Genomic DNA, 26,015 nt, shown 5'->3' with positions numbered 1-26,015 from the left:
GGCCGCGCGCGCCTGCTATTGACCCCGCAAGGCCTCCGCCAGGAAGTCCATGAATATGCCGACCTTGCGTTGCAGATGGCGATGGCTCGCATAAAGCGCGTAGATGCTGCGTCCGGCCAGCGCATGCTCAGGCAGCACCCTGATCAGCTCGCCGCGCGCCAGCAACGGCAGCGCGATGAACGAAGGCAGCGCGCCGATGCCCATCCCGGCCAGCAGCATGTCGCTGAGCAGCAGGCTGTTGTTCGCCGAGAAGCGGGCCGGTACTTCGATGCTGGTGGTTCCCAGCGGCCCCTCCAGGTGCCAGCTGCCCGGATAGTCGGCCAACTGGTAGGCAAGGCAATCGTGGCCGCGCAGGTCCTCGACGCTGCGCGGCGTGCCGCGGGCTGCCAGGTAGCCGGGTGCGGCGCAGATGAACTGCTCGACCTCGCCCAGCCGCCTTGCGATCAGGGACGAGTCCGTCAACGCGGAGCGGATGCGCAGCGACACGTCGAAACCCTCCGACACCACGTCCAGCAGCCGGTCGTCCAGGGTCAGCTCGACCTGCAGCTGCGGGTAGCGCGTCATGAATGCCACCAGGATTGGCGAAAGCACCTTGAGGCCGAATGAGAGCGGCGCATTCACGCGCAGGCGGCCGCTGATCTCCTCCTTGCCCGCCGCCGTGGCCCGCTCCAGCGCATCCAGCTCGTCGAGCAGGCGGCAGCATTCGGCAAAGTAGGCGCGGCCGGTTTCCGACAGGCTCATGCGCCGCGTGGTGCGCAGGATCAGCAGCGCGCCCAGGCGCGCCTCCAGTTGACGCACCTGCTTGCTGACCGCCGCGGTCGATTGCCCGAGATCGGCGGCGGCCTGGCTGAAGCTGTCGCGCTCCACGACCCGGCGGAAGGTGCGCATGGCCGCAAGCAAATCCATATATTTTCCCTTGGGTTGAATATGTTTGTCTGAATGCGCAGATTATCTACCGAAGGATGCCTAATAGGATGGCGACATGGCTTCCACGTGGCCGTGGAAAGCGCCAACCTTTCAGGAGTTCCCATGTCGCAATCCATCCCGTCCCATCCCGCCCGCGCCGCCGGGCGCCGGTTCGCCAGGTTTTCCCTGTCGATGTTGTTAGCCGTGCTGAGCGGTGCCGCCGCCGCGGCGCCTCAGGTAGGCGTCAGCCCCTGGGGCCCCAAGGATGAGATAGGCCGGCTCAACCTGATCACCCCGGCCTCGCACGCGGCCATCATGGCGCGCGTCTCGGGCGCGCAGGCCTACGATCTGGCGGTCGACTACTTCATCGGCATGCCGAGCTGGCAGGCGGCCGGCGACCCGCCGTACCAGATGTGGATGACCCATACCCCGCACGGCAACCTGGTGGCCGACTCCATGCAGGTGGGCGAGGCGATGAACCGGCATGTCAGCTACAGCGGGTCGGCAGTTTCCATGTACGCGCACATGGGCACGCATATCGACGCGCTCAATCACTTCGGCCTGAACGGCAAGATCTGGAACGGCTATTCCGCCGCCGAGCACCTGGGCGATCGCGGCTGGAAAGTCACCGGCGCGGAGAAGCTGCCGCCGATCGTCGCCCGCGGCGTGCTGATCGACGTAGCCGCGGCCAAGGGACTGGATATGCTGCCCGACAACTACCGGGTGACCCGGCAGGACCTGCGCGACGCGCTGGCCATGCAAGGCACAGGGCTGCAGAAAGGCGACGTGGTGCTGATCCGCACGGGGCGCATGCAACATTATGAAAATGCCCAGGCGTACATGGCCAACCCGCCGGGCCTTGGCCTGGATGCGGCCAGGTTTCTCGTGGAAGAGGGCGGCGCCATGGTGGTCGGCGCCGATAACCTGAGCTTCGAGACCTTCCCGGCGGAAGTGCCCGACAACTACATCCCGGTGCACACCTATCTGCTGGCGCAGCAGGGCGCACCGATTATCGAACTGGTGAACCTGGAGGCGTTGTCGCGCGACCGCGTCTACCAGTTCGCCTTTATCGGCGCATCGCTGAAGTTCCGCGGCGCCGATGCCGCGCCCATCCGGCCGGTCGCCTTGCCCATCAAATAGCGTCGGCAAGACTCCGGCGCGGTCACCCGGTCCGGCGAGCCATACTTCGGCGGCGGGCATGGAGCCGAACGAGTATGCTAGCTATTGTCACGAGCCGGAGAATCAAGATGGACAACGAGCGGGAAATTGCCACCCTGGGGGGCGGTTGCTTCTGGTGCCTGGAGGCGGTGTACCAGCAAGTCAAGGGCGTGCGCGCCGTGGAGTCGGGTTACACCGGCGGGCACGTGAACCATCCGACCTACGAGCAGGTTTGCGACGGCGACACGGGACACGCCGAAGTGGTGCGCGTGAGCTTCGACCCTTCGGTGATCAAGTATCGCGAGATCCTTGAGATCTTCTTTGCCATCCACGATCCCACCACGCTGAACCGGCAGGGCAACGACGTGGGCACGCAGTACCGCTCGGCCATCTTCACCCACACCGAGCCGCAACGTGCCATGGCTGAGTACGTGATGCGCGAGGTGACCGCGCAGAAGCTCTACGACGCGCCGCTGGTGACGCAGATCGAGCCCGCGCAGCCGTACTGGCGCGCCGAGGAAAGTCACCAGAACTACTACCAGAATCACCCGAACCAGGGCTATTGCTCCTTCGTGATCTCGCCCAAGCTGGCCAAGTTCCGGCAAAAGTTCGCCCACCTCCTGAATCGCTGAGGTGCTGGCCGGCGGCTAGCTGCCGGCCAGCCGTTCGGCAATCGCTTCGGCCAGGCGCAGGCAGGTCAGCGGCGCGGAGCCTTCGGCCTTGTTGCTGACGATCACGTAGGCGGGCTGGCCCGCCCGCAGCGTGCGTACCACCTGCTCCGCGATCACCGCGCGGGTATGCGGGTCTTCGTCGATCAGCCGGTCGAACGGCGCGTAGCGGGATTCGGCCTGCTCGTAGGCAAAGCCGGCATGCAGCATCCAGCGCAACACCAGGGGACCGGGCTCACCTTCGTCCATCAGCGCCTGCGCCGGCAATTGCCGTTCCGCGGGCGGCATGCGCTCGCGCGCCGACAGGCAAAAACGTACGCCGCGTGCGCGCAGCAACTTGATAAAGCGGGGCGTGAGCAGGCTGGCGTCGCGCAGTTCCACCGCGTAGCAGGCGTGCGGCGTGGCGCCGGGGTCGAGTGGCGGCAGGGCGCCGAGGAAGGCGTCGAGCCGCGACAGGAAGCCGGCACTGTCCGCGGCCATCGCGCCCAGCGGCGAGAGCTGGAACAGCAAAGGCCCGCATTTGGTGCCGAGGCCCGCGGTGGCGGGCGCCACGAAATCCCGCGCGGCGATCGAGGCATCCAGGAAGCTGGCATTGGCGAGCCGGCCCGCACCCTCGGACGTGCGCAGCCACGGATCGCAGACACTCGCCGGAGCCTTGACCAGGAAGCGGAAATGTGCCGGCACCTGGGCCGCGTAGGCCACGTGGTCGGCCAGCGGAATCGGTGCATAGAAGCCGCGATCGATGCCGGCGGCCCGCAGCAAGGGATGCTGGGAGTAGGCGGCCAGCCCCTTGCGCGAGAGCAGGCTGTCGCTGTATTCGCCCTGGTAGACCAGCCCGTTCCAGCCCCCATAGGACCATGACGACGTGCCGAGATGCAGGCCGGCCGGCAGGCGCTCCGCCAGCGCCAGCAGGGCAGGGTCCGGCTGCGGCGCCTGCACGATCTTGCCGCGCGCGGGTTTGGTGGCAGGCGTTGCCGGGTTCGCCCTGGCACTGGTTGCGGTAGTGCCGTGAGCGGGCGGCGCCGCTGGCTCCGGCAGGCCGCCGAACAGGTCTTCAGTCAAGTAGCTTCAGTCAAGCGATTTGTCGTAGATATAGCGACGCGACCAGGGCAAGCTCTGCGACGGCAGGCCGGCCTTGTGGCAAACCACCTGGTAGATCGACATCTTCTCGGTGTCGAAGGCATGCCCGCATCCTGCCAGGTAGATGCGCCAGATGCGGTACTTCTTTTCGCCCACCATGGCGCGGATGGTATCACCCTGGGCTTCGAAGTTATCCGCCCAGTGGCGCAGCGTGCGCGTGTAGTGGCCGCGAATCAGTTCGACATCGGTGGCCTCCAGGCCCCCGCGCTGCAGCGTGTTGAGCACCATGCCGATGTGCGGCAGCTCGCCCTGCGGGAAGACGTAGCGATCCATGAACTCGGAGCCGTCCATGGGCGTGGCGCCGCTGTCGGGATCGGGCGACGTGATGCCATGGTTCATGGCGTAGCCGTCGTCGGCCAGCAGATCGCGCATGCGGCTGAAGTAAGCGGTCAGGTTGTTCTTGCCCACATGCTCGAACATGCCGACGCTGGTGATGCGGTCAAAGGTGCCGGCGGTATCGCGGTAATCCTGCAGGCGGATCTCGATGCGGTCCGACAGCCCTGCCTGCCTGACGCGTTCGGTGGCCAGGTCGAACTGGTTCTGCGACAGCGTGATGCCCACGCAGCGCGCGCCGAACTTATCCGCCGCGCGCATCACCAGCGCGCCCCAGCCGCAGCCGATGTCGAGCAGCGTCTGGCCTGGCTGCAGCCGGATCTTGGTCAGGATGTGGTCGATCTTCTTGCGCTGCGCGGTGGCGAGATCTTCGTTGCCATGCTCGAAATAGGCGCAGGAATAGACCATGCCCGGATCGAGCCAGAGCCGGTAGAACTCATTGGAAACGTCGTAGTGGTACTGGATGGAGGCTTTATCGGCTGCCTTGGTGTGCGCGAAGTGCCGTGCCACCCGCGCCAGCGCGCCGCCGGCCTGTGCGCTGGCGGCCGCCGAGAAACGGTACGCCACGGCGATGATGTCGCTCAGCTTGCCGTCGAGATCGATTTTCTCCTGCACATAGGCTTCGCCGAGATTATCCAGGCTGGGCGTCAGCAGCAGGGGTAGCGCGCCCGCCTCGCGTACCGTGAGCGTCACCGCCGGCTGCTCGAAGCGGCCGAGCGGATACTCGTTGCCGTTCCACAGGCGCAGCCTGACAGGGAGATTGGCCCGATCGCGCAGATCGGCGATCCAGTGGTCCAGTTGCTTGTCCAGTGCTTGCTTGAAAAACATGCGGCCTCCCTCCTGACAGGTTGCGGCACACTCCTCGAACTCACAGCAGCGGGCAGGCGGGGCCTGCTCGTGGCGGCCGCCGCCTCCCGGTGGCGACCTTTATCCACTTTACGACAAATCTTAATATTGTGCAGTGCGCGGCCTTGGCGGCCGGCACCGCGTTCAGGGCGACAGGCGCACGATCTGCCAGGCACCATCCGCCTGCAGCCGGTAGGCGATCCGGTCGTGCAGGCGCGAAGGCCGCCCCTGCCAGAACTCGATCCGGGTCGGCACCACGCGATAGCCACCCCAGTGCGCCGGGCGCGGCGGGTTATCGCCGAACTTGGCGCGGAAATCCGCTTCGCGCTGCTCCAGTATCGTGCGGTCCGCTACCTCGCGGCTTTGCTCCGAGGCCCACGCGCCGAGGCGCGAGCCAAGTGGCCGTGTTGCGTAATAGGCATCGCTCTCGGTTTCGGTAACTTTTTCAACGCGACCTTCCACGCGTACCTGGCGCTCCAGTTGCACCCAGTGGAACAGCAGCGCCGCGCGTGGGTTGGCGGCAATGTCCAGGCCTTTGCGGCTTTCGTAGTTGGTGAAGAAGGTGAAGCCCATTGCGTCCATGCCCTTGAGAAGCACGATGCGTGCCGAGGGCTGGCCGTCGGCGTCGACGGTGGCCAGCGTCATGGCATTGGGCTCGGGGAGTTTGGCGTGGATGGCTTCATCGAACCAGCGCTGGAACTGGCTGATGGGATCGGACGCCACATCGGATTCGGACAGCGATCCGAGTACGTAGGTGCGGCGGAGGTCGGCGAGTTGGGTCATGTCGGATCAGGTATCGAGTCAGCAGGCCGCGCGCGGGCAGGCGCCCTGCGCGTGCGGCCTGTCTGCTTTGAGTATAGCGAAAGCGAAGCAAGCCGCATTTGCGCGCGCGCAAGTCGCCGGCGAGGCCGCTTGCGCTTCAGGCCGGCGGCGGAGGCAGCTTGCGGGCCTGGCCGCGCGAGTAGTAGCCCGCCACACCCATCGCGCCGGCCATCGACAGGAAGATCGGCAACATGCCAAGCGCCGTGCCGACCACGCCGAACGTCAGCGGCCACACTACCTGGCTGGTATTGAGCACGGCCGAGCGCAGGCCCAGCGCCTCGCCGGCGCGCCCGGTGGGCGAGGCCGTATGCAGGATGTTCATGACGTTGGGCTGGGCGCTGCCCAGCGCCAGCCCGAGCAGGAAGGCCAGGCAGCACATCAGCCAGAACGCGGTGACGAAGGGATAGATCAGGTAGGCCACCGCGCCGACCAGCAATGCAACGCGAATCACCTTCCATTCGGACAGCCGGCGCGACACCAGCGGCATCGCCACGCGGATGGCAAAGGTGGCAATAGCAAAGGCGCCCAGCACCCAGCCGATCGACGAGGGCGAGAGGCCGACCCGGGTGCCCTGGATGGGAATCAGGAAGGCGTGCAGGTCCCAGGCCGCGGACAGGACCGCGCTGGCGATAAAGACCGCGCGCAGTTCCGGATGCGCGAGCAGGCTCAGCGTGGAGTTGCGCGTGCCGTCCACGATCGCGCCCTGCGCGGCCCGCCCGCCCTGTGCCGGCAGCCGTCCGCGCACCAGGTGCAAGCCAAGCACGCCGATTGCCGCTACCGCCACCAGCACGAAGAAGGCCGGGCGGTAGCCTGCGTGTTCGATCACGTAGCCCATCACGACCGGGCCCAGCGTGCCGGAGAACGACAAGCCCAGCGCGTGCAGCGTGTAATTGCGCAGCCGAGTGGCATCGGTGGAAATCTGCCCGATCAGCAACTGCATGGCAACCTGCACCAGCATGAAGCCAACGCCGATCAGCGCGCAGGAGAGATAGAGCGCGGCAATGTCCGGCCACACCGCCGGCAGCAGCGTTCCCGCAGCCACCATCAGCGAGCCCGCCGTCATCGGCTTGCGCGGCCCGATCTCGTCGATGCGTTTGCCGGCGTGGATGGCGAGCAGCATCGGCAGCAGCGCATACAGCGACATCAGGATGCCGAGCGTGACGGTCGAGGCTTTGAGCGAGAGGGCGAACAGCGACACCACCACGCGGCTGGCATTGAAGGCCACGTGGTTGCACACCGTTAGCGCGATCAGGCAACTGATCGGCGGGACGGTGGCGTGTAGCGGCGTCATGCTGGGGCGGGGGCTGGAAGGAAATCGGAAAAAACAAGTGCGGCCGAAACCGCACCCAAGAAGGACTCCAACGCCGGAATCAATCCGCCGCCGGACATCCGCTTCGTGCCATGTATTGAAGACTTTGTTGTAAATGGCTGTTTAATTATGCGAGCGGCGTGGGCGATATACAACGACAGACTGTGCTTATGCACCAAAGTGTTGCGAAATTGCGTCGCGGAATATGCTCGTCAGTGGGCGCGTGTCGCCGACAGGCAACGCCGGGCCGGCAGCCCGGCACGGCTTAGCCGCCCTGGTACAGGGAAGTCTCTGGCGTAGCGCGCTGAGGTGGGCTGGGGCGCGCCGCACCCGCTGGCCGGGCGGGCGCGGCCCGTGCGTCGGGCGAGGGCGGGGGCCCGGCGCTCTGGCCGGTCTTGCCTGTGCTGCCTGTGCCCGGCTCCTGATAGGCCTGGCCGGGCGGCGGCGCGGTGGGGCGCTTGCGGATTTCCGCCAGCAGCCTGCCGCATTGGCTGCTCTCGTCGGCGGTGGAAAGGTCGATCAGCGGCAGGATGGCGGCGCCAACCGGCGCCACCAGCGCCAGCGCCACCACGCCGCCGGCGCGCAAGGCAAGCACGCCGATGTCCGGGCTGACCGATGGCTTCTTCAGCGTGCCGCCCACGTAGAGCGGCGAACGCAGCGAAAAAATGCGCAGGCCCTTGGACTCGGGCCGGACGGTGAGCGCAAGCCGCTCGCTGCCGAGGTCGACGGCGCCGCTGGTCTCGATCACCGCGTCCTGGGTGTCGAGGACGAAGGTGCGCGCGCGGGCCACCCCCTTGGTGAAAGTGAAATCGCTGACGCCGCAGTTGATCTGCACCGGCTTGTCGCCGAACAGCTGGCGGATCACCACGCTGCCCACGTTCAGGCCCATTGCCTCCAGCAGGAACTTGCTGACGGTGCCGTTCTCCACCAGCAGCTTGGCTTCGCCATTGGACGTGCCCAGCAGCGTGGCCACCGAGTTGCCGGTGGCGCTCAGTCTGGCGCTGCCGTTGAGCTCGCCGATGCTGGCGCGCATTGTCTCGAACTTCGGGAACAGTTGCTTGAGCTGGAGATGGCGCGCCTTCATGTCGATGGTGGCGGCCAGCGGCTCGCGCTTGCCGTCGAGTTGCAGCGACGACGTCAGGTTGCCGCCCGCCACGCCGAAATTCAGCGGGTCGAGCGTGAGCACGCCATCGTCGAGCTTGAGATGGGTGACGAGGTCGGTGATCGGCAGGTCGGTGGTGCGGATGATGCGGTTGCCCGTGAACTTCACGTCGGCGTCGATGCTGTCCCAGCGCTCCGTGCGGAATGGCGCTACCGGCAGGGCCTTGTCAGCCGGCTGGCGCACCGTGCTGTCCGAGGCAGCCTGCCCGGGCTTGGCGTCGGCGCCGATCAGCGGAGCCAGGTCTTCGAAGCGCAACTGGTTCGATTCCAGCTCGCCGGATAGCAGGGCGCGCGGCTGGCGCTGGGTGTACGTGAGCGAGCCGTTCAGGTCGCTGCCGCCGACGCGGCCGGTGAACTTGTCGTAGCGGTATTCCGATGCGCCCTTGCGCAGTGTGGCAACGAGCCGGCCGCGGGTTTCGTAGGGCGGGGTGCTCGGCAGCACGATGCCGGTCAGCGGGTAGAGCTTGGCCATATTGTCGCCCGACAGTTGCAGGTGCATGTCCAGCGCACCGAGGTGGGCAGGGTTGGTCAGCGTGCCCTCCACCACCGCGCGCGTATTGCCGACCCGGACATCGGCCTGCAGGGGAAAGGGCACGTTGGCGTCGCGCAGGCTCAGTACGGTACCGGCCTTGCCGCTGGCGTTGATGGTGGTCTCGTTGTAGCGGCCCGTGGCCTTCCAGCGGATGCCGTAGCGCGGACCGCCGGCGCTGCTTGCACTGCCGGCGTGGCCGGATGCGCCGATGGCACTGGCGGCCCCCGTGCCGGCCGCGCCGGACGCCGGCGGCGCGATCAGCGCGCCGTCGCGGGTCTTCTCATAGAGGGCCGCGTCGCCGATGGTGTCCAGGCGCGCCTGCAGTTCGATCTTCATCGCCTTGTCGGTCAGGGCGAGATCGCCGCGCGCCAGCGCCACTTCGCCGATATCCAGCCGCCACTGCGAAGGCGTTTTGCTTGCGGGGGTGGCGAAGGTCCAGTTGTTGCGCTGGTCCGCCAGCCGCTCCAGCCAGACTACGGGACTGTCTACGACGATGGTGGGAATCGCGATCTGATGGGAGAGCAGCGGCACCGGGCGCAGCACGAAGATCAGTTCGCGCACGGTGGCGAAGTTGGGCTCGCGGGCCCACTCCGGATTGCCAATGGTGATATCGCGCGCGGAAAGGCGCGGCCAGGGCACCCAGGTATGCCAGCCGGTTTCGCCCTCGGCGCCACGCCAGGTCAGGGTAAGGTCGCCGTTGACGGCGAAAGGCCGGCCGATGGCCTCCGAGACCTTCTGGTTAAGCCATGGCTTGAGGCGGTTCCAGTCGAAGGTCAGAATCACCACGACGAGCGCAGCGATGAGCACCAGCGGTGTCAGTACACTCCAGAGAATGGCCTTGCGGCGCACGGGCATGGGGTCGGTTTCCTGATTGGCGCGGGCAGCCGCGCGCTGTCTGCGAGACAATGCGGCGGTCGAACCACGGCTGTGGGTATTGTATAGTTGCGCGCCCCGTTCTCCTGTCGGCGCTTGGCTGACAAGGTGCCTCAATGCGCGCTTTTCCCCCCAGTCTCTCTTCAAAACCAGCAAGCTTCGAGCAAGAAATGAGCAACCTCGTCCCGGAAACCTCCGTCCCGCCGGAACTGGCGCAACTGCCGCCGGCCCTTACCCACGAGAGCCCGGAGGACGACGACTACCACCGCCGTTTCGGCGGCGTGGCGCGCCTGTATGGCGCGGAGGGCCTGGCGCGGCTGGAGGCGGCGAACGTCTGCGTGGTCGGCATCGGCGGGGTGGGCAGCTGGGCGGCCGAGGCGCTGGCGCGCAACGCGGTCGGCCGCGTCACGCTGATCGATCTCGACCATATCGCGCTATCCAATACCAACCGCCAGATCCACGCGCTGGGCGATGCCTATGGGCGCGCCAAGGTGCAGGCCATGGCCGAGCGCATGGTGCAGATCAACCCGCGCTGCCAGGTCATGCAGGTTGACGATTTCGTTACCCCGGACAATGTCGTGGAACTGCTTGGCGGGTACGACTACATCATCGACGCGATCGACTCGGTCAAGGTCAAGATTGCCATGCTGGGCTGGGCGCGCCGCGAGGGCCGGCGCATCATTACCTGCGGCGGTGCCGGCGGCCAGCTCGACCCGACCCGTATCCGCGTCGTCGATTTCTCACGCACCGTCCAGGACCCGCTGCTGGCCAAGGTGCGTTCCAGCCTGCGCAAGGACTGGGGCTGGCCGCGCAATCCCAAGAGAAAGTTCGGCATCGACGCGGTCTACTCGGACGAGCCCTTGCGCTATCCCGAGCCCGAACAGCAGTCCTGCGAAATCGACGAGGCCCCGGAAGGCGCGCCGGCCGCGCCAACCGCGCCGCCAGCCGGCCCGCAGGGACTGGCCTGCGCCGGCTTTGGCTCCTCGGTGGCGGTGACCGCGGTGTTCGGGATGGTGGCGGCTTCGAGTGTGCTGGCCGCCCTCACGGCGCCTGACTGAGGTCTCGCGTCACGCCGCAAGGCGCGCCAGCAGGGCGGCCAGTTCGGCCTCGCCAGGCGCGGTGTTGTCGAAGTAGGTCAGTTCGGGGTACTGCTCCGGTGCGGGCATGAAGCGCCGCGTGCGGTAGTCGTCCCAGTGCGCCAGCTTGTAGGCGTCGTTGGGGTTGCCGCGCCGCACGATGCGGGCGCGGGCCTCGTCTTCCGGCAGGTGCACCCACAGCGTGCGCACCCTGGTGCCGGCGGGCACGCGCAGCCAGTCGGCGTCGTGCAGCAGATGGTCGCGCACCTCGCGCGATAGCGGACCCACGACGATCACACTGATGCCCAGCGCGAGATTCTCGCGCGCGGTATCGAGCAGGCCGTGGTATTCGGCATTGCGCAGGTGCTTGAGGTAGGTGGGGCTGTCGCGGTCGTTCGGGTCGCCGGTCAAGGCGCCCATCGCCGCGGCGCTGTAGGCGCCATAAAGCGTGTCCTTGTCGAGCAGGCAGAAGGGCTCGCCGGTGGCCTGCATCAGCGGGCCGATCAGGCGGTGGGCCAGTGTGGTCTTGCCGGTGCCGGCATGGCCGCAGAAGAAGAGCAGTCGGGGCATGGGAAGCCAGGGGGCAGCCTGGTGAGAGGAAAGAACCAGCCGTCAGCATAACCCGCGGGCGCGTGCTGCCCCCGCCGCGCAGCGATTTGTCCTGGATCAGCCCCGCCCTGCGTGGATTCGGTATCCTTGCGGTTTGCGCGCTTTTGTCCTCTCGATATGACCGATTCCTCCTCCCCAAGCACCGCCACCCTGGCCTCCGACCTGCTGCTGGGCGAGCCGGTGACCGACGCCACCCACGCCGAATTCGTGCAACTGCTGGATGCCGCCACGCGCGCGGACGATGCCCGTTTCCTGGCGGCGCTGGACGAGTGGATCGATCACACCCGCCATCATTTCGGACAGGAGGAAGCGTGGATGGAGGCGATGGCCTTCGGCCCGCAGCATTGCCATCGCGGCGAGCACCAGCAGGTGCTGGCGGTGGCTGGCGCGGTACGCGAGAAAGTGGCGCAGGGAGACCTGGCGCTCGGCCGGCGCCTGCTGTCGGAACTACCGGGCTGGTTCGACCAGCATGTGAAGGGCATGGACGCGATGATGGTCAGCCACATGCGCGAGAACGGCTTCACGCTGATCGAGGCACCGTCCGGGCAGGTGGCCTAGTCTGCCTTGGCAGCCGCGCGGTCCAGCACGACAAAGTGCTTGCGCACCGCTTCCAGCACCTCGAACAGGCCGGTGAAGCCTGCCGGGATCACGCAGGCGTCGCCGGGGCCGAATTCGCGGGCATTGCCCGCGTCGTCGCTGATGCGCAGGCGTCCGCTGATGACATGGAAGAATTCCTCTTTGCCCGCCGGGAAGGCAATGCGCCAGGCGCCTGGCTCGCAAGCCCAGATACCGCAGTCGAAATCCCCCTGGCTGGCGCTGTAGTGCGTCCAGGTGGTGCGGTCCGGGTTGCCGGCGACCAGCCGGTCGGGGCGCGGCCGGTCGTGGCTGGGCAGCGGTTCGGGGGCGGTCTGGAAATCGGTCAGGCGGGGCGGGGAAGCAGTCACGGCGAGAACAGGATCAAGGCGAACAGGGGCGGCAGGGCCAGGTAAGGCGGCGGGCCCGGCCCGCCGCACGCACCCGGCAGTTTAATTGAGCGCCGAGGCCAGCAGCCGGCGCCAGCGCGCAACCGCTTCGGGCTGGTCGCTCATCAGCGTGAATACCGACAGCATTGCCGTGCGCCCGATATCGTCCTCGAAGGTGCGGTCCGTCCGCACGATGGCCAGCAGCTGTTCCAGCGCTTTCTCGTATTGCCGATGTGCGATCAGCGCGCGGGCCAGGTCCAGCCGCGCCCGCAGGTCGCCGGGCGCGGCGGCGACGCGGGCCTCCAGCGTGGCTGCGTCGGGCAGGTCGGAGACGCCGCGCATGGCCTCGATCCGGGTGCGCAATGCCGCGTAACCGTCCTCCTGGGCCGCGCCCGGCGACAGCATGCCGAACTCCGCCTGGGCCTGGTCCAGGGCGTCCTCGTCAAGCAGGAAGCCGATGTACTCGAGGCGAGCCGCGTCAAAGCCGGGATCGAATGCCAGCGCCGCCTGGAAGGCTGACCTGGCGGCGTCGCGGTCGCCCACGGCGGCATGGTCGAGCGCTGCGCGCAGGGCCACCTGGCCCGGATCGGGCATCACGCGGGCAATAAACTCACGCAGGCCGGACTCGGGCAGCACGCCGGTGAACTGGTCGGCCGCCTTGCCGTCGGCAAATGCCACCACGTGTGGAATGCTGCGCACGCCGAAATGTGCCGCCAGTTCCTGGTTTTCATCCACGTTCACCTTGGCCAGCCGCCATTTGCCGGCGGCTTCCCCTTCGAGCTTTTCCAGCATCGGCCCGAGGGTGCGGCAAGGACCGCACCAGGGCGCCCAGAAATCCACCAGCACCGGGATGTGGCGCGACGTCTCGATCACGTCCGTCTCGAAATTCTGCAGGGTTACGTCACTCATGGCTTAGTCTCGAAAGTGGCACACCCGCGGCGGGGCCGCGAGGGAAAACGCGCAATGACGCGCCTTGCGCGCCGACCTCCCGCATTTTGGGGCGGGACTCGCCGATTGCAACCGTGGCCCATCGAAGCAACGATGGGCAAGGGTAAGCGATGGATTGAAAATAGAACGGTCGTTCGGTTATATTCCTTGATTCATTGCTTCACTTGCATTCCAAGACCAGGTCGGACAGACCGCACAGGAGACCCTTATGCAGACCACCCAGCCCGCGCGCCCGCATTTCCAGTTCTGGCCCAAGCGCGCGCCCACCGAGATCGTGCTGCCGGAGACCTCGCTCTGGTACAACCTGGTGGTCTCCGCGCAGCGCTACCCCGACAAGGCAGCCATCCGGTATTTCGGTAACGCCATCACGTTCCGGGCGCTGGAAGCCCAGGCCAGCGCAGTGGCGGGCTGGCTGCAGCAAAAGGCGGGCGTGAAGAAGGGCGACCGGGTGCTGCTCTACATGCAGAACTGTCCGCAATTCATCATTGCCTACTACGCGATCCTGCGCGCTGACGCCGTGGTCGTGCCGGTGAACCCGATGAACCGTACCGAGGAATTCAAGCATTACATCAGCGATGCGCAGGCTACCGTGGCGATCTGCAGCGCGGATCTCGCCGGCGGGGCCGAGCAGGCCAACGCCGAGCTGCCGGCCGGTGAGCGCCTGCAGCATCTGCTGGTCACGCAATACAGCGATGCGCTGCCGGCCAGCTACGAAAACCCGGAAGACGCCCCGGCGGCCTGGCTGACCACCCAGCATCCGCTGCCCGCCGGCGCTACGCCGTGGGCCGAAGCGCTCGCCGCGCAACTGGTGCCCGGACCGCATACCGCCGGCCCGGACGACATGGCGGTGATGCCCTATACCTCGGGCACCACCGGTTTCCCCAAGGGTTGCATCCATACCCACCGGTCCGTCATGCATAACGTGGTCGGGGGTGGCATCTGGAGCGGCAGCGGCGCGGAGTCGACGATCCTGTCGGTGCTGCCGCTGTTCCACGTGACCGGCATGCAGTACGGCATGAACGGCCCGATCTATAGCGGCGCCACCGTGGTCATGCTGCCGCGCTGGGACCGTGAAGTCGCGGGCCGGCTGATCTCGCGCTACCAGGTCACGCACTGGACCAACATCCCGACCATGGTCATCGACTTCCTGGGCAGCCCGAATCTCGACCAGTTCGACCTGTCGAGCCTGCGCTATATCGGCGGCGGCGGCGCGGCGATGCCGCAGGCGGTGGCCGAGCGCCTGAAGCAGCAGTTCGGCCTGAACTACATTGAAGGCTACGGGTTGTCCGAGACCATGGCCCCGACCCACAGCAACCCGGGCGACCGGCCCAAGCTGCAGTGCCTCGGCGTGCCAAGCTTCAATACCGACGCGCGCGTGATCGACCCGGTCACGCTCAAGGAGGTGGCGGTCAATGAGGTCGGCGAGATCATCGTGTGCGGCCCGCAGGTGTTCAAGGGCTACTGGCGCAAGCCGGATGCCACGCGCGATGCCTTTATCGAATTCGAGGGCAAGACCTTCTTCCGCACCGGCGACCTGGGCCGCATGGACGAGGAGGGCTACTACTTCCTCACCGACCGGCTCAAGCGCATGATCAATGCGTCGGGCTTCAAGGTGTGGCCGGCCGAGGTCGAGAACCTGCTGTACAAGCATCCCGATGTGCAGGAGGCCTGCATCATCGGCACGCGCGACGCCTACCGCGGTGAAACGGTGAAGGCGGTGGTGGTGCTAAAGACGCATGCCAGGGGCAAGACCACGCCCGAGGACATCATCGAGTGGGCCAAGGAGAATATGGCGGCCTACAAGTACCCGCGCGTGGTGGAGTTCGTCGACGCGCTGCCCAAGTCGGGCACCGGCAAGGTGATGTGGCGCGCGTTGCAGGAAAGCGAGAATGCTCGCAACGCGGGATCCCAGCCGGCTGCGGCCTGACCCCATGGCGCTACGCCTCGGGCACGCCCCGGGGGCAAACCGGCGCGGCGTGCGCGGGTACATCAGTGCCCGCGCACGCGCACCAGCATCTTCACCATGGTCTTGTAGCTGCGCTCGCGCGCGTGGCGGGTCGGCGAGGTGCCGTCGCGGTCGGGAAGGTTGGCGTCCGCGCCAGCGTCGAGCAGCAACTGCACCGTGTCTTCATAGCGCGCGCTGCCATCGCCCATGACGATGGTTTCCAGCAGGGCGGTCCAGCCCTGGCGGTTGACATGGTCGACCGCGACGCCAGCCTTCAGCAACACCTTCACCACTTCGGTATTGCCATGCTCGCAGGCCACGATCAGGGCGGTGCTGTCGTTGATGTCGGTGCTGGTGAGGTCGGCGCCATGCGTGAGCGCCAGCTGTACCATTTCAAGCTGCCCGGTGGCCGCGGCCAGCAGGAAGGGGCTGTTGGATTCGATGTCCTTGCGGTTGACGTCGGCGCCAGCCGCCACCAGCGCCTTCGCCACTTCGGTGTGCCGGCTATAGACCGCCACCAGCAGGGCGCTGCGGCCGCGTTCGTCGGTGGCCTGGGCCGAAGCGCCGGCCGCCAGCAAGCGCTTGACCAGTTCGAGGTCGCCCAGCGTCGCTGCCGCGATCAGGTTGCGGTCGAGCCCGCCCACGCTATCGTGCGCGGTGGTGGCGGAGCCGGCGCCTTGCGCGTGCGAGCGCGGCGAGGCCTGGGCCGGGCCGCCGCCGGCGGGGCGCGCCGCCAGGCTCGTTCCGCCGGGGCCGGCCAGCAGCGCACCGCCCATTAGCAGGCCGGTCAGTCCCAACACTTCGGCAAGCACCAGTCGGCGGGGGCGGGCGGAAGTGCGCGGCATCCTGGTGGCTCCCGGATCAGGCGGTTTCGCTGACAGCCTGTGCGGCCGTGGCATCCGTATCCTGCAGCCGGCGCCATAACCGGCCAAGGTAGGGATCGTCGACGCCGTTGGTGGCAAGGCCCAGCAGCGTCTGCTGCAGATATTCGCGCGCCGGCCCGTAGAGGCCGCAGGCGTGACGCAGGCGCGCGACCACGCTGTCGTCGGGCAGGCGCCCGGCATAGGCCTCATGCGAGCGGTTCATCACGAAGGCCAGCGCGCGCTGCGGCGGGCAACCGTTCATCTTTATGTTGAGCCAGCGCGGATGATAGGCGCCGGTGAGCATCTCGCGGCGCCACAGCAGGCGGAACTCCTGCTCGATCATGTGATGGGGGATGCGGAAGACGACGCCCTGGCAAGAACCGCCACGGTCCAGGCCGAGCACCAGGCCGGGGTTGTCCCAGGTGCCGCGATTGATGCGCGAATACAGGTAGAAGCCGCGATGGTACCCGTGCACGCTGGCCAGCCGGCGGTCCGTGTGAATCACCATCGGGTTCCAGATCAGCGAGCCGTAGCCGAACACCCAGACATCGCCTGCCAGCCCGGGCGTATCCGGCCGCTGGTCCAGCGTAGCGCGTAGCGAGCGTTCGAAAGCTTCTTCGGGAAGTAGCGAGGAAGCCACCGGCGTGCTGCAAAGTGAATCACGCAGCCGATCCGTTTCGAGATCTTGTCGGGTGATGGCCATGGTGCAAGCATAATCCAAAGCCGCGCGGCAGGCGGCAGGGAAACCACATGGCGTGCAGAAATCTCTGCAAGCTCCGGCTGGTTGTATGCGATAGACAACGGTCATGCCGAGATTCGGCAGGTACCCTTGGCCGGCCAATCTGCCAGGGCGAGGTGGCGGTACCGGCCGCTATGTCTTTACAATGTGGCATCAACCAGGAGATCAGGCTATGGCGCGCACGCTCACGGTAGTTTTCGGTACCGGCAAGGAATTTGGCTTCACGATTGGCGACGCCGAGCTGGCGGCGGTTACCGAGGACGCTGGCTGGCGCTGGTTCGACCGCGAATATGCCGAACTCGATTGCCAGGCTTCCAGCCCGGTGGGCAAGGTGCTGGTGATCGACAAGATCCTGAGCGTGGCCAAGTTCTCCGGCGAGCAGCGTTTCGCCAGCGATGCCGCCTGGGCCCAGGACTATGCGCGCCATGCCGCGCGCCTGCTGGACCGTGACAAGGTGCGGGTCGACGTGAGCAGCGCGGCGATCAGTTTCTGAACGCACGGGCCGGAATGCAAGAGGGGCGCCCGCGGGCGCCCCTCTTGCTTGTGCCCATCCGCGCGGGATGGGATGCCGGTGAGCGCCGCCGGGGCGGCGCCAAGGCGATCAGACCGCCAGCAGTTCCACTTCGAACAGCAGCGTGGCGTTCGGCGGAATCACGCCGCCCGCGCCGCGCGCGCCGTAGCCCAGATCGGCCGGGATCACCAGGCGGCGCGTGCCGCCCACCTTCATGCCTTGCACGCCTTCATCCCAGCCGCGGATGACGTGGCCGGCGCCCAGCGGGAACACGAACGGGTCGTTGCGGTCCTTGCTCGAATCGAACTTGCGGCCAGCCTGGCCGTTCTCATAGAGCCAGCCGGTGTAATGCACCGTGACATGCTTGCCTGCCGTGGCTTCGGCGCCTTCGCCGGTGACGGTGTCTTCATATTGCAGGCCGGAGGGAGTGGTATTCATGGATGGCTTCCTTGTGCTGTATCAGCGAGGGTCACGGGTTCGGTGAGGCCGGCGGCATGCCGGCCGCACCGGGCGGATGGGTAATTCTGAACCTGGTAATGCTGGTAACGCGAAAACCGCTCGGGAGCCGGGCTTAGCCCTGGGGCTGTTGCAGGACCTCGAGCGTAATGCGGACGTTGTGGTCGTCGTCGCTGACCCAGATCTCGCTGTCCTGGATCGTTACGGACAACCGCATGGCGCGCTGGGCCAGGGCGGCGAGTGCTTCCACCGCCTCGGCCGGCACATTGTAGATGGTCACGTTGCGCAGCTTGCCGGCCTTGCCGGCCATGCCTTTCCACCATTCGCGCGCGCTCGCGCCATTGTAGGTGAACACGGTGACGCGATCGGCGCGCGCGGCGGCGCGCTTCAGGCGCGACTCGTCCGGCTGGCCCAGCTCGATCCAATGCGCGATCTCGCCGGTCAGGGTCTTTTCCCACAGGTCCGGCTCGTCGGGCTCGTCCAGGCCGCGGGTGAAGATCAACGTCTCGCTGGCTTCGCAGGCAAAGGCCAGCAGCCGCACCATCATGCGCGCATCGTTCTCGGACGGATGCTTCGCGATGGTCAGGGCGTGGCTGCCGTAGTAGGGCCGGTCCATGTCGGAGACGGACAGTTCGGCCTTGTAGATGGTGGATTTAAGTGCCATGAAGGAAGCGGGAGCGGCAAATGCTGCGAGAAGCGAAAGGCCGCATCATACGTGAATCGGACGCGGCGTTCGCAACGACACCGTACCGGGTGCCTGCCATGCCGCCTGGAGTGGGCTCAGGCGCCCACGGCGCCCAGCGCGATCGCGCTCAGACTGGCGGCGAAGCCGGGCTGGTTTTGCCAGGCTTCGCCCAGCAAGTGGCCGGTGCCGGGCAGGTCGATCACCTCCACCCGTTCGGCCAGGCCGGCACGGGCGGCAAGCGCGTCGGCAATGCCCGCGGGGATGACTTTGTCTTCGGCACCGCGTACCAGGGTCAGGCGGCCGCGGAATTGCGCGATCCGTTCAAAGGCGAGCGAGGCGCGCCAGCTGCCGGGCGTGCGCAGTACGGTGGTAAAGGCTGGGCCGAAGGGCAGTTCGAAAGCGGCGGGGTCATAGGCGGCGCCCACCAGTGTCAGCAGCCGGTCGATCCGGTTGCGCGGATCGGCGGCCAGCCGCACGGCGATTTCGCCGCTCATGCTGATGCCGATCAAGGCGCGGGGACCAGCGCCATCCAGATGGGCCAGCGCCGCCTCGGCTTCGCGCTGGCGCTTGGCCAGCGAGTTGGGCGTGCGCGCCGAGCTTTCGCCGTGGCCGGAAAAATCGAAGGCGATGCTGCCCACGCCCTGGGCGGCGAGCGCTTGCCGCAACGCCAGCCAGCGCGCGCGGTGGCTGGTGCCGGCGCCGTGCAGCAGCAGGCAGTTCGCGCCGTTGCCGGTGTCGATGCGGTCGGCGGCCAGTGTCTCGGTGCCGGTTTCGATGTCAAAGCGCTGGGGTGTGCTCATGGATGGCCTGGCGCGAACATTGGCGCCGCGATGGGCGCCGCTCGCTTTAGCGGGACTTTCGGTAATCGCTCAGGTAGTAGCGCAGCAGCGCCGAGGCCAGGTTCAGGCAGAGAAAGGCGATTGCCACCACCATGGCGTGGCCGGCGGGACTGTCGATCTGCCCCGACAGCGCGAGCCCTGCCAGCCAGCCTCCCACCGGCAGGATCAGCAACGGCACCAGCAGCGCGCGGCGGCCATAAGTGCGCAACGCCCAGGCGGGAAAGCGGCGCAGGAATGCCATCGGGATGCTGCACATCAGGCAGGCGCCCGCAGCCGCCAACGACGCCGCCACCACATCCCCAACTTGAATCGTGATCATTGTTTTCGGGTTTCCCGTTCAGGCGGAAACCGGGAAAAATGGCCCCGCCGGAAAAATGCAAACCGCTGATTTTACAGAAGAAACCGGCTCTTCAGGCGTCGCCGGGTCGACATCTGGCGGTGTTGTGGAAAACTATATGTGATGCTTGTGTTACTTAGGTGCCGACGCGGCCGGCATGGCTTCCACCGAAATCGTCAGGACCACACTATCGCTCACGTCGGGCAGGAAGCGCGTCATGCCAAAGGCGCTGCGCGACAGTACCGCGCGGAAGTCGCCGCCGCAAACGTGGCGCTTGATGCCAAACAGCGAGATGTCGCCACAGCTGAAGCGCTCGGCTTCCAGCCGCAGCGGTTGCGTGACGCCGTGCAGGCTCAGTTCGCCCTCCACGGCCACCAGCCGGCCGCCGTCCTGCACGAAGCGGTTGGCGCGCAGCCGGACCACCGGGAAGTTCTGCGCATCGAGGAACTGGGCCGAGCGCAGGATGCCGTCCAGCGTGCGGTTGCCGGAATCGACGGAGTCGGCGTCGACCGTAAAATCGATGGCGCCGCTGCCGCTGGTTTCGTCATAGCTGATGCGGCCATCGATCTTGCCGAATCGCCCGCGTACCGAGGTCCGCTCGAAATGGCTGGCGGCGAAGTACACCGCGGTATGGGTCGGGTCCACCGCGTAGCTGGCCGGCTCGGCCCGCGCCGTGCCGGCCAGGGCCGGCGCCAGCAGGCAGAGCGCGCAAAGGATGGCAGGCAGGTAGCGCATGATCGCTCTCCCCGGTGTTCTCAGTGCACCAGCACCGGCAGCAGGAAGATGCCAATCGCCGACAGGAAGCCGATGGTCCAGCACAGCGTGCGCAAGGTGGCGCGATCAGCCAGGTAGCACACCGTGTACAGGATGCGCGCGGCGACAAAGACCAGCGCCAGCTCGTCGATGCGCGCGGCAGGCGCCTGCAGGTGGGTGGCGCACAGCACCGCCGCGGCGAATAAGGGGAAGGCCTCGAAATGGTTGCGGTGCGCCATGTCGGCGCGCCGGGCGCGTCCGGCCTGTTTTTCCAGCCAGCCGCGCGGATCGTGGTTGTCGAAGGCGTTTCCGCTCGCCTTGGCGATGCCAACCGTCACCACGGGCAGGATGCCTGCCACCAGCACACACCAGAATGCGATCGGCATTGTCATTTCCTTTGCTTGGAAGCACGCGCCCGATGGCCGGCTGGCCGGCCGCCGGGCATACCGGCGGCCGGGGCGGTCAGGCCGCCACTACCCGGATCTTCACGCCGGCCACGCTGACCACCTGGCCGGCGCGGATCTTGGCGGTCTTGCGCGATTCCACCGCGCCGTCGACCGACACTTCGCCGGCCGCCACCAGCGCCTTGCCGGCGCCGCCGCTGTCGCACACGCCGGCCACCTTGAGCAGGTCGTTCAGGGCGATATGCTCGCCCTCGAGCGGGAAGGTTACGGTTTGCATGGGCTTACTTCCCCCAGCTGTCGCGCAGGCCGACGATGCGGTTGAAGACCGGCTTGCCCGGCGTCGAATCGACCCGGTCGGCCACGAAGTAGCCCTGGCGCTCGAACTGGAAGCGGTCTTCCGCGGCGGCTTGCTGCAGGCCGGGTTCCAGGTAGGCGGTGACGATCTTCTTGGAGTCCGGGTTCAGCGCGTCGAGGAAGTTCTTGCCGCCGGCATCCGGGTTGGGGTCGTTGAAGAGACGGTCGTACAGCCGCACCTCGGTTTCATAGGCATGCGCCACGCTGACCCAGTGGATATTGCCCTTGACCTTGACGCTGTCCGCGCCCGGCGTGCCGCTCTTGGTCTCGGGCAGGTAGTTGGCGTGCACGGCGATCACCTTGCCGTCGGCGTCGCGGTCCACGCCCGTGCATTCGATCACATAGCCGTAGCGCAGGCGCACCTTGCTGCCGGGGGTGCCGTCCTTGGGCGCGAACAGGCGGAAGTAGCCCTTGGGCGGCGCTTCGCTGAAATCGTCGCGCTCGATCCACAGTTCGCGCGACAGCGGGAACACGCGCAGGCCCAGCTCCGGCTTCTTGGGATGCACGGGCGCCGAGCAGTCTTCGCTCTGGCCTTCGGGGTAGTTGTCGATGATCAGCTTGAGCGGGTCCAGCACCGCCGCGCCACGCGCCGCGCGCGCATCGAGGTCGTCGCGCACGGCGCCTTCCAGCGTGCTCATGTCGATCCAGCTATCGGACTTGGCCACGCCGATGCGATCGCAGAACAACTGGATCGATTCCGGCGTAAAGCCGCGCCGGCGCACGCCCACGATGGTGGGCATGCGCGGATCGTCCCAGCCGTCCACGCGGTTTTCAACGACCAGTTGCAGCAGCTTGCGCTTGCTGGTGATGGCGTAGGTCAGGTTCAGGCGGGCGAATTCATACTGGTGCGGCAGCGGATCGCTGAACACGCCGCATTCGCGCAGCTGGGCCAGCACCCAGTCATACAGCGGGCGGTTGTTCTCGAACTCCAGCGTGCACAGCGAGTGCGTGATGTTCTCCAGCGCGTCCGAGATGCAGTGCGTGAAGTCGTACATCGGGTAGATGCACCACTTGTCGCCCGTGCGGTGGTGATGCGCGTGGCGGATCCGGTAGATCACCGGGTCGCGCATCACGATATTGGGCGCGTTCATGTCGATCTTGGCGCGCAGCACGTGCTCGCCGTCGGCGTACTTGTCGTCGCGCATGTCGCGGAACAGCCGCAGGTTTTCCTCGACGCTGCGGTCGCGGAACGGCGAGGGCGTGCCCGGGCGGGAGAAGTCGCCGCGGTTGGCGGCGATCTGCTCGGCGCTCTGGCTGTCCACGTAGGCCACGCCGCGCTCGATCAGCTTTTCGGCGAAGGCGTAGAGCTGGTCGAAGTAGTCGCTGGCGTAATACAGGTGGGGCTGCTGGCTGCCGTCCTTGGCGGTGCTGTCCCAGCTGAAGCCGAGCCAGTGCACCGCGTCGATGATGGAGTCGACGTATTCGGTATCTTCCTTGACCGGGTTGGTGTCGTCGAAGCGCAAGTGGCAGCGGCCACCGTAGTCGCGCGCCATGCCGAAGTTCACGCAGATGCTCTTGGCGTGGCCGATGTGCAGGTAGCCGTTGGGCTCCGGCGGGAAGCGGGTGATGACGGGGGGCAACGGCTCGCCCTGGGCATCCTGGCGGCCGGCGTAGGTGCCGGCGGTGAGGTCCTGGTCGATGATGCTGCGCAGGAAATTGGATGCGGCGGGCGTGTTGTCGTTGGCTTTGGGGTCGTTGCTCATGGTGGCGCCGGTGGGCGGTTAAGTCAGGGGCGGGGCGGCGGCCGGCGTCTGGCGCGCAGCCCGCCGCGCTGCTCGATTGCATGGCGGAATGCCGGATCGGGTGATTTTACCGTGCCGGCGGCCAGAGTCGTGCAATCTCCGCGCGGCAGCGCAAAAACAGCCGCCGCGGCCTAGGATGGAGGGAGCGCATCCGTCCCCTGGAGCATCGCCGCCATGCCGACTTCAACCCCGACTCCAACCCTTGCCCCTGCCTCCCGCCCGACCCCGGCCGAAGCCGTGGCCGGACTCTGGCAGGCCGCCGGGATGCCCGCCGCAGCGCTGGGCCGGCTGCAACTCACCGGCACCGACCCGGTGCTGCCGTCGTCCTTTGCCGTGGGCACCGCCGCTCAGGCCAGCCTGGGCGCCGCGGCGCTCGCCGCCGCCACGCTGTGGCAACAGCGCAGCGGACGCTGGCAGGATGTTGCCATCGACATGCGTCACGCCCTGGCCGAATTCCGCAGCGAGCGCTACCTGCGCGTGGAGGGCGGCCCGGCGGCGGAGATGTGGAACAAGATCGCCGGCGCCTACCGTTGCGGCGACGGGCGCTGGGTGCGCCTGCACACCAACTTCCCGCATCACCGCGACGGCGTGCTGCGCATCTTGGGCTGCGCCCATGAGCGGGCCGCCGTGGAAGCCGCCCTGCAACGGTGGGAGGCCGAGGCCTTCGAGGCTGCCGCCTCCGAAGCCGGCCTGGTGGTGGCCGCCATGCGCAGCTTCGAGGAGTGGGACCAGCATCCGCAGGGGCAGGCGCTGCGCGGCCTGCCGCCGTTTACCCTGGAGCGGATCGGCGAGGCGCTCCCGGAGCCGCTGCCGACGCTGCCCGCTGCCGGCGCGCGCCCGCTGTCGGGTGTCCGCGCGCTCGATTTCACGCGCATCATCGCCGGCCCGGTGGCCGGGCGTACCCTGGCCGCGCATGGCGCGGACGTACTGCTGGTCACCTCCGCCCACCTGCCTGCCATCGAACCGTTGGTGATCGACACCGGGCGCGGCAAGCGTGCCTGCCAGCTAGACCTGCGCGATGCCGACGATAAGCGTGCCTTGCACAAACTGTTGCACGGCACCGATGTGCTGGTCCAGGGCTACCGGCCGCATGGCCTCGCCGAACTGGGCGTGGGGCCGGAGGCGGCGGCCCGGGCGCGGCCGGGCATTGTCTATGTGACGTTGAGTGCCTACGGGCACGTCGGGCCGTGGGCCGGCAAGCGCGGCTTCGATTCCCTGGTGCAGACCGCCACCGGCTTCAACCATGCGGAAGCGCAGGCAGCCGGCAGCGACGAACCGCGTCCGCTGCCGGCCCAGGTGCTGGATCATGCCGCCGGCTACCTGATGGCGCTCGGCGCCATGGCTGCGCTGCACCGGCGCGCCGTCGAGGGCGGCAGCTGGCATGTGCGGGTATCGCTGGCGCAGGTTGGCCAGTGGCTGCGTGGCCTGGGGCGGGTGGAAGGGGGATTGCAGGTGCCGGACCAGCGGCTTGAGGATGTGGCCGACCTGATGGCGACATTGCCGTCGGGCTTCGGCGAACTGAGCGTGGTGTCGCATGCGGGCCGCCTGTCGGAGACCCCCGCGTACTGGGCGCTGCCTTCGGTGCCGCTGGGCACGCATGCGCCGGAGTGGCTGCCGCGCGCCTGAGCGGCGCGCGGGCGGGGGGGGCAGCTGTTGCGTTGCAGCCGGCTTTAGCGTTTCAGGCGCCCGTCATGCGCGCCATCCACGCTGCCATGTCGCGCTCGATCGGGCTGCCTTCCTGCTGGGCGGCGAGAATGCGGGCGCGGTCGGCCGCGGGGCGGTTCTGGCTGAGCTTGAACTTGGCTTCGACTCGCGTCGGCACGATGCGCAGGCCGACAATCGCACCCAGCATCTTCTGCTGGAAATCCTCCGGCAGCTCCCGCCATTGCGCGGCGTAGCCGGGCTCGTTCTGCGCGATCAGGCGCTTGAGCAGCGCATCCTTGGCATCGGCGTCGTGAAGCGTGGCGATTTCCGCGTACACATGCACGGCGACGTAGTTCCAGGTCGGCACCGACAGCTTCTGCTCGTACAGCGCCGGCGAGACATAGCCGTGCGGGCCCTGGAACACCAGGAGCGCGCGCGGCGTCTGCTCCAGCCAGCGCCAGTGCGGGTTGGCGCGCGCCATATGGCCTTCGATCCGCCAGGCGTCGCCGCTGCGTTCCGCCACCACCGGCAGATGGGTGGCGAACGGCAGCCCGTCGGCGTCATTGCCGATCAGGGTGGCGAAAGGGTAGCGGCGCATGACTTCGTCGATGGCGTCGCTTTCGGTGCTGGCAAAGTGGGCTGGCGTGTACATGGGCTCGACTCAATACAGGGTTTGCTTCATCCGGGCGGGCTGCGACGCGTCGTACGCGACGCCGTCGAAGGGATTCCGGCTCACGGCGGCCAGGATGGTGCCGTTGCTCGGCAGGCTGCTGCGCGCCACCTGTGTCTGCGGGTCCCACAACCTGGATCGCACCAGCGCGCGGGCGCACTGGAAGAACACCGACTGGATCGAGATCACCAGCACGGTAGCCGGCGCCTTGCCATCCACCATGCAGCGCGCGATCAGCGCCGGGTCGACCGAGACATGGGCGGTGCCGGCCACCCGGATGGTCTCGTCCACGCCGGGAATCAGGAACAGCAGGCCCACGCGCGGGTCCGCGATGATGTTGCGCAGGCTGTCGAGGCGGTTGTTGCCGCGCCGGTCCGGCAGCAGCAAGGTGCGCTCGTCGAGCACCTGGACAAAGCCGGGCGCGTCGCCGCGCGGCGAGCACTCGGCATACTCCCCGCCCACCGTGGAGAGCAGGCAGAGCGGGGCGGCCTCGACAAAGGCGCGGTAGTGCGGATGCAGGTAATCGACTTCCTTGGCGAGCGAGGCCTCGCTGGCCTGGGCGTAGTGGGCTTCCAGTTCGGCCAGCGTGGTCAGGGCGTGCGGCGTGGTCATGTCGGTGGGCGCGTGCGGGTTGCGCGTCAGGGCTGATGGGCGGGGCGGATCTCACTGTAACGCAGCTGCGCGTGGTTTGTCGCGCTTGCCCGCCCCGCGCCACCATGCACGATTGGGC

29 protein-coding genes are annotated in these 26,015 nt (G+C 67.5%); 8 read left to right on the top strand and 21 right to left on the bottom strand.

Annotated elements, in window-relative coordinates:
• Positions 1–15: 15 nt before the first annotated feature.
• On the bottom strand, positions 16–906 hold the full coding sequence (locus AC1DS6_RS06760) for a LysR family transcriptional regulator (protein WP_441624794.1): 891 nt from the start codon (positions 904–906) through the stop codon (positions 16–18).
• A 192-nt stretch (positions 907–1,098) separates the two neighbouring features.
• Between AC1DS6_RS06760 and AC1DS6_RS06755 the strand changes: the two genes are divergently transcribed.
• Together AC1DS6_RS06755 and msrA are read left to right on the top strand one after the other, a co-directional pair.
• A complete protein-coding gene (locus AC1DS6_RS06755) occupies positions 1,099–2,046 on the top strand; it encodes a cyclase family protein (RefSeq protein WP_441625006.1) in 948 nt (315 codons plus the stop codon).
• A gap of 107 nt (positions 2,047–2,153) precedes the next feature.
• Positions 2,154–2,696, top strand: a complete 543-nt coding sequence (gene msrA, locus AC1DS6_RS06750) for a peptide-methionine (S)-S-oxide reductase MsrA (RefSeq protein WP_045236043.1) — start codon at positions 2,154–2,156, stop codon at positions 2,694–2,696.
• A gap of 15 nt (positions 2,697–2,711) precedes the next feature.
• Here msrA and AC1DS6_RS06745 read toward each other — a convergent pair whose 3' ends face one another.
• From AC1DS6_RS06745 to AC1DS6_RS06725, 5 genes are all read right to left on the bottom strand, one after another.
• A complete protein-coding gene (locus tag AC1DS6_RS06745) occupies positions 2,712–3,794 on the bottom strand; it encodes a DUF72 domain-containing protein (protein WP_441624793.1) in 1,083 nt (360 codons plus the stop codon).
• Between the two features lie 6 nt (positions 3,795–3,800).
• Positions 3,801–5,033, bottom strand: coding sequence for a class I SAM-dependent methyltransferase (locus tag AC1DS6_RS06740; RefSeq protein WP_441624792.1), 1,233 nt, complete (start codon positions 5,031–5,033; stop codon positions 3,801–3,803).
• A gap of 162 nt (positions 5,034–5,195) precedes the next feature.
• Positions 5,196–5,834 (bottom strand): pyridoxamine 5'-phosphate oxidase, encoded by a 639-nt coding sequence (gene pdxH, locus AC1DS6_RS06735; RefSeq protein ID WP_441624790.1) that lies wholly within the window; start codon positions 5,832–5,834, stop codon positions 5,196–5,198.
• 136 nt (positions 5,835–5,970) lie between these two features.
• On the bottom strand, positions 5,971–7,164 hold the full coding sequence (locus AC1DS6_RS06730; RefSeq protein WP_477102310.1) for an MFS transporter: 1,194 nt from the start codon (positions 7,162–7,164) through the stop codon (positions 5,971–5,973).
• 283 nt (positions 7,165–7,447) lie between these two features.
• Entirely contained in the window at positions 7,448–9,730 is a 2,283-nt protein-coding gene (locus AC1DS6_RS06725) for an AsmA family protein (RefSeq protein WP_477102309.1), read from the bottom strand.
• Between the two features lie 188 nt (positions 9,731–9,918).
• Between AC1DS6_RS06725 and tcdA the strand changes: the two genes are divergently transcribed.
• On the top strand, positions 9,919–10,806 hold the full coding sequence (gene tcdA / locus AC1DS6_RS06720) for a tRNA cyclic N6-threonylcarbamoyladenosine(37) synthase TcdA (RefSeq protein ID WP_441624784.1): 888 nt from the start codon (positions 9,919–9,921) through the stop codon (positions 10,804–10,806).
• Positions 10,807–10,815: 9 nt separating this feature from the next.
• Here tcdA and AC1DS6_RS06715 read toward each other — a convergent pair whose 3' ends face one another.
• Entirely contained in the window at positions 10,816–11,394 is a 579-nt protein-coding gene (locus tag AC1DS6_RS06715; RefSeq protein ID WP_441624782.1) for a P-loop nucleotide/nucleoside kinase family protein, read from the bottom strand.
• 156 nt (positions 11,395–11,550) lie between these two features.
• On the opposite strand from AC1DS6_RS06715, the gene AC1DS6_RS06710 reads away from it, so the two are divergent.
• Positions 11,551–11,991, top strand: coding sequence for a bacteriohemerythrin (locus AC1DS6_RS06710; protein WP_441624780.1), 441 nt, complete (start codon positions 11,551–11,553; stop codon positions 11,989–11,991).
• Here the strand turns inward: AC1DS6_RS06710 and AC1DS6_RS06705 are convergent.
• Together AC1DS6_RS06705 and trxA are read right to left on the bottom strand one after the other, a co-directional pair.
• Positions 11,988–12,377 carry a cupin domain-containing protein gene (locus tag AC1DS6_RS06705; protein WP_045236051.1) on the bottom strand — a complete coding sequence of 130 codons (390 nt, stop codon included), beginning with the start codon at positions 12,375–12,377 and terminating at the stop codon, positions 11,988–11,990. The genes AC1DS6_RS06710 and AC1DS6_RS06705 overlap by 4 nt on opposite strands.
• 81 nt (positions 12,378–12,458) lie before the next feature.
• A complete protein-coding gene (gene trxA / locus AC1DS6_RS06700; protein WP_441624778.1) occupies positions 12,459–13,304 on the bottom strand; it encodes a thioredoxin in 846 nt (281 codons plus the stop codon).
• A gap of 247 nt (positions 13,305–13,551) precedes the next feature.
• Between trxA and AC1DS6_RS06695 the strand changes: the two genes are divergently transcribed.
• A complete protein-coding gene (locus tag AC1DS6_RS06695) occupies positions 13,552–15,270 on the top strand; it encodes a long-chain fatty acid--CoA ligase (RefSeq protein WP_441624776.1) in 1,719 nt (572 codons plus the stop codon).
• A 62-nt stretch (positions 15,271–15,332) separates the two neighbouring features.
• Here AC1DS6_RS06695 and AC1DS6_RS06690 read toward each other — a convergent pair whose 3' ends face one another.
• Positions 15,333–16,133 (bottom strand): ankyrin repeat domain-containing protein, encoded by an 801-nt coding sequence (locus AC1DS6_RS06690; RefSeq protein ID WP_477102308.1) that lies wholly within the window; start codon positions 16,131–16,133, stop codon positions 15,333–15,335.
• 16 nt (positions 16,134–16,149) lie between these two features.
• On the bottom strand, positions 16,150–16,854 hold the full coding sequence (locus tag AC1DS6_RS06685) for a gamma-glutamylcyclotransferase (protein ID WP_441624772.1): 705 nt from the start codon (positions 16,852–16,854) through the stop codon (positions 16,150–16,152).
• Positions 16,855–17,062: 208 nt separating this feature from the next.
• Between AC1DS6_RS06685 and AC1DS6_RS06680 the strand changes: the two genes are divergently transcribed.
• Entirely contained in the window at positions 17,063–17,383 is a 321-nt protein-coding gene (locus AC1DS6_RS06680; protein ID WP_035864014.1) for a hypothetical protein, read from the top strand.
• A 108-nt stretch (positions 17,384–17,491) separates the two neighbouring features.
• On the opposite strand, the gene AC1DS6_RS06675 is transcribed toward AC1DS6_RS06680, so the two are convergent.
• The 4 genes from AC1DS6_RS06675 to AC1DS6_RS06660 form a co-directional block, all read right to left on the bottom strand.
• Complete coding sequence (locus AC1DS6_RS06675; RefSeq protein ID WP_035864016.1) at positions 17,492–17,839, bottom strand: FKBP-type peptidyl-prolyl cis-trans isomerase; 348 nt, start codon at positions 17,837–17,839, stop codon at positions 17,492–17,494.
• A gap of 133 nt (positions 17,840–17,972) precedes the next feature.
• Positions 17,973–18,521, bottom strand: coding sequence for a YaeQ family protein (locus tag AC1DS6_RS06670; RefSeq protein WP_441624769.1), 549 nt, complete (start codon positions 18,519–18,521; stop codon positions 17,973–17,975).
• Between the two features lie 116 nt (positions 18,522–18,637).
• Positions 18,638–19,342 (bottom strand): alpha/beta hydrolase, encoded by a 705-nt coding sequence (locus AC1DS6_RS06665; RefSeq protein ID WP_441624767.1) that lies wholly within the window; start codon positions 19,340–19,342, stop codon positions 18,638–18,640.
• Between the two features lie 46 nt (positions 19,343–19,388).
• Entirely contained in the window at positions 19,389–19,700 is a 312-nt protein-coding gene (locus AC1DS6_RS06660; RefSeq protein ID WP_441624765.1) for a hypothetical protein, read from the bottom strand.
• Between AC1DS6_RS06660 and AC1DS6_RS06655 the strand changes: the two genes are divergently transcribed.
• A complete protein-coding gene (locus tag AC1DS6_RS06655; RefSeq protein WP_441624763.1) occupies positions 19,693–19,842 on the top strand; it encodes a hypothetical protein in 150 nt (49 codons plus the stop codon). The genes AC1DS6_RS06660 and AC1DS6_RS06655 overlap by 8 nt on opposite strands.
• An 8-nt stretch (positions 19,843–19,850) precedes the next feature.
• Here the strand turns inward: AC1DS6_RS06655 and AC1DS6_RS06650 are convergent, their stop codons facing one another.
• The 4 genes from AC1DS6_RS06650 to AC1DS6_RS06635 all read right to left on the bottom strand — a co-directional run bounded on the left by AC1DS6_RS06650 (position 19,851) and on the right by AC1DS6_RS06635 (position 22,932).
• A complete protein-coding gene (locus tag AC1DS6_RS06650; protein WP_441624761.1) occupies positions 19,851–20,453 on the bottom strand; it encodes a YceI family protein in 603 nt (200 codons plus the stop codon).
• Between the two features lie 20 nt (positions 20,454–20,473).
• Entirely contained in the window at positions 20,474–20,857 is a 384-nt protein-coding gene (locus AC1DS6_RS06645; protein WP_441624759.1) for an MAPEG family protein, read from the bottom strand.
• A 76-nt stretch (positions 20,858–20,933) separates the two neighbouring features.
• Positions 20,934–21,152: an RNA-binding S4 domain-containing protein gene (locus tag AC1DS6_RS06640; RefSeq protein WP_043348411.1), complete on the bottom strand. Its 219-nt coding sequence runs from the start codon at positions 21,150–21,152 to the stop codon at positions 20,934–20,936.
• Between the two features lie 4 nt (positions 21,153–21,156).
• Entirely contained in the window at positions 21,157–22,932 is a 1,776-nt protein-coding gene (locus AC1DS6_RS06635) for a glutamine--tRNA ligase/YqeY domain fusion protein (protein ID WP_441624756.1), read from the bottom strand.
• 213 nt (positions 22,933–23,145) lie between these two features.
• Between AC1DS6_RS06635 and AC1DS6_RS06630 the strand changes: the two genes are divergently transcribed.
• Positions 23,146–24,597 (top strand): CoA transferase, encoded by a 1,452-nt coding sequence (locus AC1DS6_RS06630; protein ID WP_477102307.1) that lies wholly within the window; start codon positions 23,146–23,148, stop codon positions 24,595–24,597.
• A gap of 52 nt (positions 24,598–24,649) precedes the next feature.
• Here the strand turns inward: AC1DS6_RS06630 and AC1DS6_RS06625 are convergent, their stop codons facing one another.
• Positions 24,650–25,267, bottom strand: coding sequence for an FMN-binding negative transcriptional regulator (locus AC1DS6_RS06625; RefSeq protein WP_441624752.1), 618 nt, complete (start codon positions 25,265–25,267; stop codon positions 24,650–24,652).
• A gap of 9 nt (positions 25,268–25,276) precedes the next feature.
• Positions 25,277–25,897, bottom strand: a complete 621-nt coding sequence (locus AC1DS6_RS06620; RefSeq protein WP_477102306.1) for a pyridoxamine 5'-phosphate oxidase family protein — start codon at positions 25,895–25,897, stop codon at positions 25,277–25,279.
• Positions 25,898–26,015: the final 118 nt, after the last annotated feature.

This window comes from Cupriavidus sp. 05L310, assembly GCF_056398185.1.
Note: the sequence above shows the minus strand (reverse complement) of the source record. Positions and strands in the feature narration are given on the sequence as shown.